Source organism: Lysobacterales bacterium, assembly GCA_014946745.1.
Lineage (GTDB): Bacteria > Pseudomonadota > Gammaproteobacteria > Xanthomonadales > Xanthomonadaceae > Aquimonas.
Window position 1 is genome coordinate 93,989 of the sequence record JADCRD010000002.1, and the last position, 12,604, is coordinate 106,592.

Consider the following 12,604-nt stretch of genomic DNA (forward strand, 5'->3'; position numbering starts at 1 on the left):
CCCCCGCCTTGGCGAAGCGCCTCTAACTCGCTTCGGCTCACGCTTCGTCCGAGCGCCTCGATCGTGTCAAAGGCTTGGTGGCGGCCAAAGGGCGCGATCCCAGCGTGGGTTTCGACCTGACGAAAGCTCGCGAACCCGCCAACCCTGCCGCCGCCGCGAAGCTGCGAACCACCCGTGTGTGGACCGAGGCGAGCGTACAGCCCCGGTGGGTCAAGACCCACCCTATGCAAAGCCTGCTCGACGTACTGGCGATCTCAGCCCAGCCCAATCCCCTTCTCGCGCGCTTCAGCCAGCTTCTTCTCGAGGTAGTGGATGTTGGCGCCGCCGGCCTGGAAGCCTGAGTCGGCCATGATCCGCTGCTGCAGGGGCACGTTGGTCTTGATGCCGTCGACGACCATCTCGCTGAGCGCCACGCGCATGCGGGCGATGGCCTGGGCGCGGTCGGCGCCGTGCACGATCAGCTTGCCGATCATCGAGTCGTAGTTCGGCGGCACGCGATAGCCCTCGTAGATGTGGGTGTCGACGCGCACGCCGGGGCCGCCCGGGGCGTGGAAGTGCTTGATCAGGCCCGGCGAGGGCATGAAGGTCTCGGGGTCTTCGGCATTGATGCGGCACTCGATGGCGTGGCCACGCAGCACCACGTCTTCCTGCTTGATCGAGAGCCGATGCCCGGCGGCGATCAGCAGCTGCTCGCGCACCAGATCGATGCCGGTGACGAGCTCGGTGACCGGATGCTCGACCTGGATGCGGGTGTTCATTTCGATGAAGTAGAAGCGCCCGTTCTCGTACAGGAACTCGAAGGTGCCGGCGCCGCGGTAGCCGATACGGATACAGGCCTCGACGCACACCGCACCGATCTCGGCGCGCTGCTCCGGCGTGAGGCCGGGCGCAGGGGCTTCTTCGACCACCTTCTGGTGGCGGCGCTGCATCGAGCAGTCGCGCTCGCCGAGATGGATCGCGCTGCCCTGGCCGTCGGCCAGCACCTGGATCTCGACGTGGCGCGGGTTCTCCAGGAATTTCTCCATGTAGACCATGTCGTTGCCGAAGGCCGCTTTGGCTTCGGCGCGGGTGGTCTGGATGGCGTTGTTGAGCGCAGCCTCGGAATGCACCACCCGCATGCCGCGACCACCGCCGCCGCCGGCCGCCTTGATGATCACCGGAAAACCAATCTCGCGCGCGATACGGATGTTCTCGACGCCCTCATCGCCCAGCGGCCCACCCGAGCCCGGCACGCAGGGCACGCCGGCGGCCTTCATCGCCTTGATGGCTTCGACCTTGTCGCCCATCAGGCGGATGGTGTCGGCCTTGGGGCCGATGAAGATGAAGCCCGACTGCTCGACCCGTTCGGCGAAGTCCGCGTTCTCGGACAGGAAGCCATAGCCCGGGTGGATGGCCTGGGCGTCGGTGACTTCCGCCGCGGCAATCAGAGCCGGCACGTTGAGATAGCTCTCCGACGCCGGCGCCGGGCCGATGCAGACCGACTCGTCGGCCATGGCCACGTGCTTCAGATTGCGGTCGACCGTGGAGTGCACGGCCACGGTCTTGATGCCGAGCGCATGGCAGGCGCGCAGGATGCGCAGCGCGATTTCACCTCGGTTGGCGATGACGACTTTATCGAGCATGGGGAGCCGGGATTAGGGATTGGGGATTCGGGATTCGCAGCCGGCGAGGCTGTAGTCCTCGGGGTCTTCGGCAATGCGGGCTTCGAGAGCGCGGATCTGGGCGTTGAGGCGGATGTAGGTGCGGTTGAGCGTCTGCTTCAGTTCGGGCGATGGATTCAGCTGGAATAGACGTCGAGCCAGCTCAAGCTGGGTGTCCAGTTCAGCCAACGAGCCCCGCGCCACGGCCAGGAATCGGAGGTACTCCAAGGTCGAGCGACGCGCCGCACCCTCCGCAATATTGGAGGGCACGCTCACTGCGGCCTTTCGCAGCTGCTGCGATAGAGCGAAGCGCTCCGAATCCGGCAGGGACGCGCAGAGCGCGTACACCAGCACGACCAGATCCATCGCGTCGCGCCACACATCCAAGCGCTGGTGCGGTCGAGTCGATGAAGTCTCGCCGTGCAAGGAATCGCTCAATCCCGAATCCCCAATCCCCAATCCCCGCTCTTCAGCCGATCACAAACATCGGCTCATCGAACTCCAGCGGCTTGCCGTTCGATACCAGCACCGACAGCACGGTGCCGGCGACGTCGGCTTCGATCGGGTTGAACATCTTCATGGCCTCGATGATGCCCAGCGTGTCGCCCACCTTGATGGTCTGGCCGAGCTTTACGAAGGGCGGGGAATCGGGGTTCGGCGAGGCGTAGAAGGTGCCGACCATCGGCGAGCGCACCACGTGGCCCTCGGGCAGGGCGGCGGCGCCACTGCTCTTGACGCTGCCGATCGCGGCTTCGCTCGGGGCGGCCAGCGGGGCCGCAGCCGGCGCCGCTGCCGCCTGCGGCGCGGGTGCATAGGCGATAGGCGCGGGCGCAGCCACCGCAACGCCGGTGCTGGCGCGCGACAGGCGCACCGACTCCTCGCCTTCGCGGATCTCGATCTCGGTCAGGTTCGACTCTTCCAGCAGATCGATCAGCTTCTTGATCTTGCGCAGATCCATGCAGTCCTCGTGGCGTATTGCCCGCTGCTGCGGGCGAGAAAGGTCAGCCCGCGCCCAACCGCGACAGGGCGGCGCTAAGCGCGAGGCGGTAGCTGTCGGCGCCGAAGCCGCAGATCACGCCCACCGCGATGTCCGACAGGTAGGAATGCTGGCGGAAGGGCTCGCGGGCGTGCACGTTCGACAGGTGCAGCTCGATGAAGGGAATCGCCACCCCGGCCAGGGCATCGCGCAGGGCGATGCTGGTGTGGGTGAAGGCGCCCGGGTTGATCAGGATGAAGGCGGTGCCGTCGGTGCGCGCGGCGTGGATGCGATCGATCAGCGCGTGTTCGGCATTCGACTGGAAGCAGCGCAGGGCGTAGCCTGCGGCCTCGGCGTGCTGCGCCAGATCGGCCTCGATATCGGCCAGGGTGGTGCGGCCATAGACCTCCGGCTCGCGGACACCAAGCAGGTTGAGGTTTGGCCCATTGAGCAGCAGCAGTGCCGACACACGCCCCCCGGTTCGAAACGCCGCGCATCCTGCGCGGGGCGCGTAGTGTGCGCGTGAAGCCCGATACTGTCCAGCAGATGCCCGGCTGTTTGCGGGAGATCGCGGGCGTTTGAATTTCCTCATTCGGCCGGCTCGGCCTGCGGCCCAGCCGCGGGCGCTCCCTCCATGGCGCACGGCTTCGATAAATGCTGTTGCGAGCCACGGATCCTGATGCGGCCTTTAGGGCCGCATAGCCCGGCGCCCGGCGACTGGCGCGGTCTGGATCCGCGAGTGCCGACGCCAGCGCAGCCCGGTGTCTCAGCGCGATCGCCAGAAGGTTTCCATCTCGATGAAGGTGAAGCTCGCCGACCAGGTGATCAGCACAAAGCCGGTCAAGGCCTCGGTGCCCACCAGAAAGCGGATGGGCCCGACCGGCGCGAGATCACCGAAACCGACCGTGGTGAAGGTGGCCGCCGACAGGTAGATCGAATCCAGCAGCCCCGCCTGCGGCAGTCCAGCGATGTGGCCCGCCCCCGGCACCCCCATCAGCAGCCACAGGCCAACGCCGAACAGCCAGATCTCGGCCACATGGATCACCAGCAGGGCGTAGACGCCGTACAGCACCTTGCGGCGACGCTGGGTGGAGAGCCTGCGCAGTCGCTCCGACAGCCACTGCAAGGCCTCGTAGTGCAGCAGCACGCACAGCGAAACGATGACCACGGTCGCCGCCACCACCAGCGCGTTGATGCCCCAGTCGCCGTAGTCGCCGACCATTCCCGTCCCCTGCAAGGCTTCGCCCATCCTATGCCGAGCGCAGGACCGATGGCGCAGGAGGCAGCTCGCGGCGGCTTGCTACCATCCGCGCCTCTCTCACCTAATCAGGAATCGAGCGCATGCGCGTGATCCCGCTGGCCGTCGCACTCTCCTTGGGCCTTGGCCTTGCAGCCTGCTCCTCCGAAGCGCCCGCACCCGAAGCGCCCGCCGCGGCCACCGCGCAGCCCAAAACCGCCGCACCCGCCGCGGGCCACAGCTTCGCGCCGGCGATCAGCACCGCCGACTGGGCTGAGCACGTGAAGGTGCTGGCTTCGGACGAATTCGAAGGCCGTGCGCCCGGCAGCGCCGGCGAGAAGAAGACGGTCGAGTACCTCACCCAGGCCTTCCAGCAGATGGGCCTTGAGCCCGGCAACCGCGGCAGCTGGGTGCAGACCGTGCCAATGGTGGCGACCACCACCGACAAGGGCGCGACGCTCACATTCAAGGCGGGCGACACCGAACTGGCGCCGACCTATGGCCCGCAGATGGTGGTCGGCACCCGCACCGGCGCGCCGGAGTCCACCCTCGACGCCAGCGAAGTGGTGTTCGTCGGCTACGGCGTCAACGCGCCCGAGCTCGGCTGGAACGACTACGAAGGCCTCGACGTGCGCGGCAAGACCGTGGTCATGCTGATCAATGACCCGGGCTTCCACAGCGGCGACGAGACCCTGTTCGAAGGCAAGCGCATGACCTACTACGGGCGCTGGACCTACAAGTTCGAGGAAGCCGCGCGCCAGGGTGCGGCGCTGGCCCTGATCATCCACGACGATGCCGGCGCGGCCTATCCGTGGGCGGTGGTCGAGAACGGCTGGACCGGCCCGCAGTTCGACCTGCCGACCAGCGTCGACCCCGAGCCGCGCCTGCCCCTGCAGGGCTGGATCGACACGCCCACCGCGACCGCGCTGATGCAGGCCGCCGGCCAGGACCTCGACGCCCTGCGCACGGCTGCCAACCAGCGCGGCTTCAAACCGGTGCCGCTGAACGCCACCGCCAGCGCCGCGGTCAAGAGCAGCGTGCGCGAAGGCCAGTCGGACAACGTGCTGGCCCTGCTGCCCGGCACCGACCGCGCCGATGAAGTGGTCGTCTATATGGCCCACTGGGACCACCTGGGCCGCAGCTTCCAGCCCGGCGGCGACCAGATCTACAACGGCGCCATCGACAACGCCACCGGCGTGGCCGGCATTCTCGAAATCGCCGGCCAGTTCGCCGGCGGCCCGCGGCCCTCGCGCTCGATCCTGTTCGCCGCCGTCACCCTGGAGGAGTCCGGCCTGCTCGGCTCGAAGTACTACGTCGCCAACCCGGTGATCCCGCTGCACAAGACCGTCGCCACCATCAACCTCGATGCCATGAGCGTGATCGGACGCGTGCGCGATTTCACCGTCATCGGCATCGGCAGCTCGGAGCTGGAGGACATCCTGCGGCCGATCGCCGAAGGCCAGGGCCGCGTGCTGCAGCCGGAGTCGGCGCCGCAGAACGGCTTCTACTTCCGCTCGGATCACTTCAACTTCGCCAAGGCCGGCGTGCCCTCGCTGTACGCGAAGGGCGGCGTGGACCACTTTGAGAGGGGCGAAGAGTTCGGCAAGCAGCTCGCCGCCGACTACACCGCCAACCGTTACCACAAGCAAGGCGATGAGTTCGACCCGAAGTGGGACCTGGCCGGCGTGAAGGAAGACCTCGACGCCCTCTTCGCGGTCGGCCAGCAGATCGTCACCACCGAGGTCTGGCCGAACTGGTACCCGAGCAGTGCCTTCAAGGCCACCCGCGAGGCCTCGCTGGAAGCAGGCCGCAAGGCCGATGCCGAAGCGGCACCGGCCGGCGCCGCCCAGTAAGCGCGTAGTTCACGCAAGAACGTAAGGCAGACCGGGCCCGCGTGGCCCGGTCTGCGTTTGGGCTACAGGCGCGCCGACTAGCAGCGTGTTGGAGAACTCCCTTCCGGGGAGTTTTTCAAGTCGGCGGTCCGGCGCAGGTCCGTACCGTCTCACGACCAGTCAATTGCTTACGCGCTTGCTCCGTCGTCCCGGCCATCCCTGGACGGGCCAGCAGGCTGCTTTTCAACCGCCTGCTAGCGCTCGAAGCCGCTGGCGAACACGGCGTCCGGGCGCAGCAGCCGCAGCTCGACCTGCACCTCCGACTGCGCTTCGATTCGCGGCACCACCAGCACTTCGAAGGGCGTGGCGGCGCCAAGGCCGTGCGGGCGCGTCAGGGTGGAGCGCTCCACGCCGTCCAGTTCGACCGTCCACGGGAACTCCGAGAGCGGCAGCCGCAGCCACAGCGAAGCGTCTTGCACCGCCTGGCTGCCCGGGTTGCGTACGCGCAGCTGCACGCGGAAGGGATCGCTGGCGATGACGTCGATCGACAGCAACTCGCGCTGCCGCCACCAGTCGAGGATGCGATCGAGCCGCTGCATCCAGAAACCGCCGTCATCGCGGGCGGCCGCAAGCACACTGGCGACGGTGGGCAGCAGGTTCTCGCGGCTGGGCGCGCCCGCCGGATCGTTGATCGCGTAGCCGCCAAGAATCCACGGGTGGGTGACCCAGTTGAACAGGCCGCGCCGACTCGCCACGTAGGCCGCCTTGTCGCGCATCAGCACCGCGATCTCGTTGCCACTCAAGCCGAAGGTGTCGACCAGCACATAGTCCATCGGCGCCGACGGCGGCAGGCTCCAAACCTCGCCGGTGAACCAGGGCAGGCCGCACTCGCACCAGACGTCCTGATCGCTGCTGTCGTAGGCGAGGCCGGCGGCCGCGGCGGCGCGCCAGGTGGTGTTGTCCACCAGCAGGGCCGGCGCGCGGAATCCGCGCACCGGCGGCACCTGCGGACGGCTGCTTTCGATCAGCGTGCGCATGCTGGAAAGACGCGTCGACTGCGCTGTCAGGTCCTGCCCGCGGAACACGCTGTGCACATCGCCATGGCCGGCCAGCTCCGCGCCCGCATCGAGAATCGCCTGCACGACCGCGGGGTTCTCGACCGCCCCTTGGCTGCCGGCATCGCCGCCGGCCTGGCCGACGATGAAGAAGGTGCCGAACTCCTGCAGACCGAGCTGCTCGAACAGCGCGAGCAGGGCCGGCACCACGCTGCGCATCGGCGCGCGCTCGGTATCGGCGGTGAAGGCATAGGCGGCACGCTTGGCCTGCGGCCAGTGGCCGAGCTGCACCTGCGGCGCGCGCGTGTTGACCCAGGACACGGCCTCCTGCACCGGCATGCGCCAGCCCAGCGGGTAGTTCCAGTCGGCGTAGGCGCCCGGCAGCGCGCCGAAGTACACGGCCCGGCCCGCGCCGTGGGCCGCCGCGAACACGGCGGGCTCGACATCGGCCACCGTCCACGCGCTGCCGGAGCTGCGCCAGCGCGCCAGCACCAGCGCACCGTCCACCGTGGCGGTGTAGGCCGGCCACTGCAGCCGGTACAGCAGCTGCGGCACCACCGGCAGCTCGGAGGCCGGCATCGGCGGCACCTGGCTGATCGGCCCGGTCCAGAAGCTGCCGGTCGACACCGGATGCGAGAGCCCGAAGCGGAGCTCGTCCAGCGGCGGTCGATCCGGCGGGAAGCGGCCGAGATCGCGCAGGTTCTTCAGCCCCAGCAGCGGCTGCAGATCGAGGCCCGCCGCGCCGCTGACCACGAGCCCGCCGCCCGCCTGCACGAAGGCCTGCACGCGGGCGACGTCCGCAGCCGCCAGACGGCGCTGCGCGAGCAGCAGCACGGGGTGCTGCTCCAGCGCTTGCGGCGGAAGTTCGACGCCCGCGGCCAGCGGCAGCTCGATCAGGGGCGTTCTCTGCTCGGCCAGCGCTTCGCGGATGCCGCGGGCATCCAGGCTCGACAGAGGATCCTGCGCATCGAACACCAGCAGCGCCTCGGGGCGCTGCGAAAGCTGCGCCAGGCTGGGCTGCAGCGGCAGCAGCGCCAGCAAAAGCGCGACAGCCGGCAGCGCGGAGCGCAGCACGGCGGGCCTGCGCGAGCGCGCTCGGGGTAAGGGGAAGCGGAACGTCATGCCGGCTGTGTAGCAGATTGCGTGCCACAGCCAAGTCAGGACGCGTCCCGGCGTGCAGCCCGCGACCGTGATGCGCGCAGGCCGCAGCGCGTCAGGCGACCGTCGCAGCCGCGCCGTAGGCGTACGACGCCATCGACAGCACGCCGTACTCCATGCCCGCGGCGATACGCTGCGGCCGCTCGCCGGGCGTTGCGGCACCCACCGCGACCAGCAGGGGCAGGTAGTGCTCTTCGCTGGGATGCGCGCGCGCGCCACCTTCAATGCGCTGGCGGTAGTGGATCAGGGCATCGACATCGCCGTCTGCCAGCGCGCGCTCGACGCCATCGACGAAGGCCTGGGCGTAGCCGACCGCTGCGCTCTGCGGCGCCTGCAGCTCGTACAGGTTGTGGGTCAGGCTGCCCGAGCCCAGCACCCAGATGCCCTGCGCGCGCAGCGGCTGCAGCACTTCGCCCAGCTTCAGCGCCAAGGCCGGCGACGCCATCTGCGGCAGCGACACCTGCAGCACCGGCACCTCAGCGGCGGGCAGCAGATGCAGCAGCGGCACCCAGGCGCCGTGGTCGAAGCCGCGCGTGGCGTCGAGCTGCGCCGGCAGACCCGCGGCGATGCACAGCGCACGCACCTCGGCCGCCAGCGCCGGCGCACCCGGCGCGGGATAGCGCAGGCGATAGAGCGCCTCGGGGAAGCCGCCGAAGTCGTGCACCGTCGACGGCCACTCAGCCGCTTGCACGCGCAGACCGGCGGTCTGCCAATGCGCCGAGACCACCACCACCGCGCGCGGCCGCGGCTGCGCGGCGCCGAAAGCCCGCAGCGCGCGCGCCGGCGCCGACTGCGCCAGCGCGAAGGTCGGCGCGCCATGGGACACGAACAGGCTGGGGGCGAGCGGCATGGGCAGCGATCCTGCTTCCGACATGCGCTGAAGGATGGTCGCGCCCATCCACTGCAACAACCGGGGGTGCTGCAACGCTGTGTCGCGCCAGGGCCGCGGAGCCCTCCCTGAACTCCAAGAAAGCCGCACGCGGGCTTCGTCCCCTTCCAGCGAATGCAACGCACAGCCTTCGCAGCGTGTTCCACGCGCGGCGCGGCCCGAGGCCGTTCACCCGAAACCCGATGCGAACTCCAAACCCGCCGGCAAACGCCCCACGCGATCGTCGCCGCGACCCTTGCCGCGGCGACGATCAGTCACTTCAGCGCAAGCCCTTGCAGTTGGCGTAGAAGCTCACGGTCGCCGGCCAGTCGGTGAAGATGCCGAGCACGCCGACGTCCTGCGCCAGCACGTCGATCACTTCGAACACATCGCCGTCGCGGCGGATCGCGCTGTCAAACGTCTGGAAGTAGAAGCCGTTGTTGCCGTCGGCCAGGATGCCGCTGCGCTCCAGCGTCCAGGTGATGATCTGCAGGCCAGCGGCGCGCGCGTCGCGGGCGTACTGCGAGGGCATGATGCGGTTCTGCGCATCGACCGCCAGCAGCGCGAAGGTCGGCGGCGCGACGATGCGGATGCCCTGGCTGCGGTAGTTGCGCAGCTCGGTGGCGCTGGGCAGATCGGCCACCGTGGCGGCGTCATCCAGAAACACCGCCTGGCGACCGTAGTCGCCGCCGCGCTGCACCCAGTACAGCACGTCGGCCTGGTTGAAACTCTGCGGCCACACCCGACGGGCAGGCACGCGTGCGGCGCGGTACTCGTCGAGCAGCTTCTGCGCGTAGTCCTGCTGGCTGAAGCCCTCGAAGGGCATGGCCACCACCGGCGTCTTCAGCTCGGGCGTCATGTCCACGCCGAGCTGCTTGAACAGCTCGATGCTTTCGGCGTGGCTCAGCAAGGTGCCGCTGCTCGGGCCCGAATACAGATCGGTGCGCCAGTTGGCGGTGCTGGCCAGGTACTCGGCCACCGTGCGGGCACGCGGATTGAAGGCATCCATCTTGCCGCGCAGGGTCTTGAACTCGGCGAGCGTGATGTCGCTGGTGCGGCACTCGGCGCTGGCCGCGCGCACCAGGGTGCCGGCGGCGTCGAACTCGGCCGGCGCAAAGGGGCGCGTGCACTTGGCCGCCAGCGGCGTAGCGAGGATGTTGGTGGTGGTGTGCAGATCGTCCTGGGCGTGGCGGCAGACCAGCGCCTTGTCGCGGGTGAAGGCCACATCGCACTCCAGCACGCCCGCCCCCATGCGCGCGGCAGCGACATACGACTCGCGCGTGTGCTCGGGGAACTGCATCGGCGCACCGCGGTGGCCGATCGAGAACTGGCTGGGCCGATACAGCGGCCGGGTCGCCGCGCAGCGCTGCAGGTCGCGCTTCAGCGCACCGTCCTGCATGTCATCCACCAGGAAGAACGGACGTGGGCCCAGCTGCACAGGCAGGCCGCCCAGCAGCTTGGCGTCGGCGGGCTCAGCAGCCGGCTGCGCAGCGCAGGCGACGGGCAGCAGCAGGCTCAACAGCAGTACGAGACGCATGGATGCAGCTCCACAACGGAGGGAGCGCGCATCCTGCCGACCTGGCATGACTGTTCATTGACGCAGCGATGACAGATTTGGGCTCGCCCGCGCGATCCTCGGCGCAAGCCTGAAGCCAGCGTCGTTGGGCCGCGCCTTCGGCTTGGCCCAACCTACAAGAGCGAACCGAACGCTGGCGCACTGATCAGCCCTGTAGGTTGGGCCAAGCGCAGCGCGGCCCAACGACGCTGGCGCAAGCCTGGACGCAAGCCACCGCACCGCAGTCGTACACCTCGACGCACGATTCGCTAGCGCGATGTTGGGCCGCGCCTCCGGCGTGGCCCAACCTACGGAAGCGACCCGAAAGCTGACGCCTTAATCAGCGGGGCGGCTTGCGCTGATCCTCGACGATCCGCCCGTCGACGAGGCGGATGATCCGGTCGCAGCGCTCGGCCAACCGCGGGTCATGGGTCACCACCAGCACCGCGAAGCTGCGCTCGGCGTGCAGCTGGCGCAGCAGGGCGAAGACCTCATCCGCGGTCTGGGTGTCGAGGTTGCCGGTGGGCTCATCGGCCAGCAGCAGGGCGGGCTCACTGACCAGGGCGCGGACGATCGCCACGCGCTGCTGCTGGCCGCCCGACAGTTCATTGGGCTTGCGATGCGCGAGCTCGCCGAGCCCCACCGCATCGAGCAGGCGCTGCGCGCGCTGCCGCTGCGCGGCCGAGGGCTTGCCATGCCGCGCCATCAGCGGCATCAGCACGTTCTCCAACGCCGTGAACGCCGGCAGCAGGTGGTGGAACTGGAAGACAAAGCCGATCGACTCGGCGCGCAGGCGCGTGCGCGCGTCGTCGTCCAGCGCACGGGTTGGCTGTCCCACCAGACTGAGTTCGCCCGCGGTCGGCGAATCGAGCAGGCCGAGCAGATTCAGCAGCGTGCTTTTGCCCGAACCCGAGGGCCCGATCAGCGCCGCGAACTCGCCGCGTTCGAGCTTCAGATCCAGCCCGTGCAGCACTTCGATTTCGGCCGGTGTGCCGATCGCATAGCGCTTGGTCAGGCCGTGCAGTTCCAGAACGGGTGAGGACTCAGCCACCGCGCATCGCCTCCACCGGGTCGAGTTTCGCCGCGCGCCGCGCGGGCGCCACTGCGGCCAGCATGCCGACCACCGTGGCCAGCAGGGTCGCGCCGATGAACAGCTCGGGGCTGACCGCCAGTTCGAAGGAGCCGCGCCCCGAGCGCGACAGCCCGGCCGCGCTCCACGCACCGATCAAGCCCGCGCCGCCGAGCGCACCCAGCGCCGAGCCGAGCAGGCCGACCACGCCGCCCTGGATCAGGAACACCCGCAGCACTTGGCTCCGCCCCGTACCCATCGCACGCAGGATGCCGATCTCGCGGCCGCGCTGGACCACGCTCACCGCCAGCACGCTGGCGATGCCGAAGGCCGCCGACAGGCCGACGAAGAACTTGATCAGGTTGGTTGACATGCTCTGCGCCGACAGCGCGTCGAGCACGTTGCGGTTGAGGGTCATCCAGCTCTCGGCATTCACGCCGAGCCGCGCGCTGATCCTTTGTGCGATCGGCTCGGCCTGGAAGATCTCGGTGACGCGCAGATCGAGGCTGCTCACGCCCCCAGGCAGGTCCAGCAGCGACTGCGCGGGTTTCAGCGCGGTGTAGACGAAGCGCTGGTCGATGTCGCGCACGCCAAGCTCGAAGATGCCGACGATGGTGAACACGTCGGCGCGGCCGTCACCGGCATCGAGCCGCAGCCGATCGCCGAGCCGCGCGCCGAGCTCGGTCGCCAGCTGACGGCCGATGGCGATGTCGTTGCCGACGATGGCGAAGCGGCCTTCCTGCAGCGAGTCCTGCACCGGCACGATGCGGGTGTAGCGCTCGGGCTCGATGCCGAGGATCACTACCGAGCGGCTGGCCGCACCGCGCCGCGCCAGCGCCGGGCCCGAGGCCAGCGGCGAGACTGCGGTGATGTCGTCGGCAGCGAGCAGGCTCTGCTCGATGCGCTGCCACTGGTCCAGCGCGCGCAGGCGCTGGGCGCGCTGGTCGACCTGCGAGATCAGCCCGGCCTCGGCTTCGGCTTCCGTGCGAAGCGGCCGCGCGAGCTCTTCCGGCGGACGTACGCGGATGTGCGCCTGGGTGCCGAGCGTGCGGTCGATGATCTGCTTCTGCAGGCCGCCGATCAGCGCGGTCAGGAACACGATCACGCACACGCCGACGCCGATGCCGCTGATGATCAACAGGCTCTGCGCCCGACCCTCCAGCAGCAGGCGGTAGGCCAGCAGCCATTCGAACCACAGCGAATCGAGCGCGCGC

Annotated in this window: 11 protein-coding genes; 1 reads left to right on the forward strand and 10 read right to left on the reverse strand. The window is 69.2% G+C overall.

Annotation, left to right across the window (positions count from 1 at the left end):
- Positions 1-254: 254 nt before the first annotated feature.
- From accC to H4O13_12755, 5 genes are all read right to left on the reverse strand, one after another.
- Entirely contained in the window at positions 255-1,622 is a 1,368-nt protein-coding gene (gene accC / locus H4O13_12735) for an acetyl-CoA carboxylase biotin carboxylase subunit (protein ID MBE5316251.1), read from the reverse strand.
- 12 nt (positions 1,623-1,634) lie between these two features.
- Positions 1,635-2,066 (reverse strand): four helix bundle protein, encoded by a 432-nt coding sequence (locus tag H4O13_12740; GenBank protein ID MBE5316252.1) that lies wholly within the window; start codon positions 2,064-2,066, stop codon positions 1,635-1,637.
- A gap of 43 nt (positions 2,067-2,109) precedes the next feature.
- Complete coding sequence (locus H4O13_12745; GenBank protein MBE5316253.1) at positions 2,110-2,598, reverse strand: acetyl-CoA carboxylase biotin carboxyl carrier protein; 489 nt, start codon at positions 2,596-2,598, stop codon at positions 2,110-2,112.
- Positions 2,599-2,641: 43 nt separating this feature from the next.
- Positions 2,642-3,085, reverse strand: coding sequence for a type II 3-dehydroquinate dehydratase (gene aroQ, locus H4O13_12750; GenBank protein ID MBE5316254.1), 444 nt, complete (start codon positions 3,083-3,085; stop codon positions 2,642-2,644).
- A 297-nt stretch (positions 3,086-3,382) separates the two neighbouring features.
- The gene (locus H4O13_12755) at positions 3,383-3,838 is read right to left on the reverse strand and encodes a two pore domain potassium channel family protein (protein ID MBE5316255.1); all 456 of its coding nucleotides are present in this window, start codon (positions 3,836-3,838) and stop codon (positions 3,383-3,385) included.
- 119 nt (positions 3,839-3,957) lie between these two features.
- Between H4O13_12755 and H4O13_12760 the strand changes: the two genes are divergently transcribed.
- On the forward strand, positions 3,958-5,706 hold the full coding sequence (locus H4O13_12760) for a M28 family peptidase (protein MBE5316256.1): 1,749 nt from the start codon (positions 3,958-3,960) through the stop codon (positions 5,704-5,706).
- A gap of 233 nt (positions 5,707-5,939) precedes the next feature.
- Here the strand turns inward: H4O13_12760 and H4O13_12765 are convergent, their stop codons facing one another.
- The 5 genes from H4O13_12765 to H4O13_12785 form a co-directional block, all read right to left on the reverse strand.
- Positions 5,940-7,814 carry a polysaccharide deacetylase family protein gene (locus H4O13_12765; protein MBE5316257.1) on the reverse strand — a complete coding sequence of 625 codons (1,875 nt, stop codon included), beginning with the start codon at positions 7,812-7,814 and terminating at the stop codon, positions 5,940-5,942.
- Positions 7,815-7,953: 139 nt separating this feature from the next.
- Positions 7,954-8,748 carry a dioxygenase gene (locus H4O13_12770; GenBank protein ID MBE5316258.1) on the reverse strand — a complete coding sequence of 265 codons (795 nt, stop codon included), beginning with the start codon at positions 8,746-8,748 and terminating at the stop codon, positions 7,954-7,956.
- Between the two features lie 298 nt (positions 8,749-9,046).
- Complete coding sequence (locus tag H4O13_12775) at positions 9,047-10,303, reverse strand: glycerophosphodiester phosphodiesterase (protein MBE5316259.1); 1,257 nt, start codon at positions 10,301-10,303, stop codon at positions 9,047-9,049.
- A 358-nt stretch (positions 10,304-10,661) separates the two neighbouring features.
- Positions 10,662-11,372, reverse strand: coding sequence for an ABC transporter ATP-binding protein (locus tag H4O13_12780; protein MBE5316260.1), 711 nt, complete (start codon positions 11,370-11,372; stop codon positions 10,662-10,664).
- Positions 11,365-12,588 (reverse strand): ABC transporter permease, encoded by a 1,224-nt coding sequence (locus H4O13_12785; GenBank protein MBE5316261.1) that lies wholly within the window; start codon positions 12,586-12,588, stop codon positions 11,365-11,367. The genes H4O13_12780 and H4O13_12785 overlap by 8 nt, the downstream gene beginning before the upstream one ends.
- Positions 12,589-12,604 lie beyond the last annotated feature (16 nt).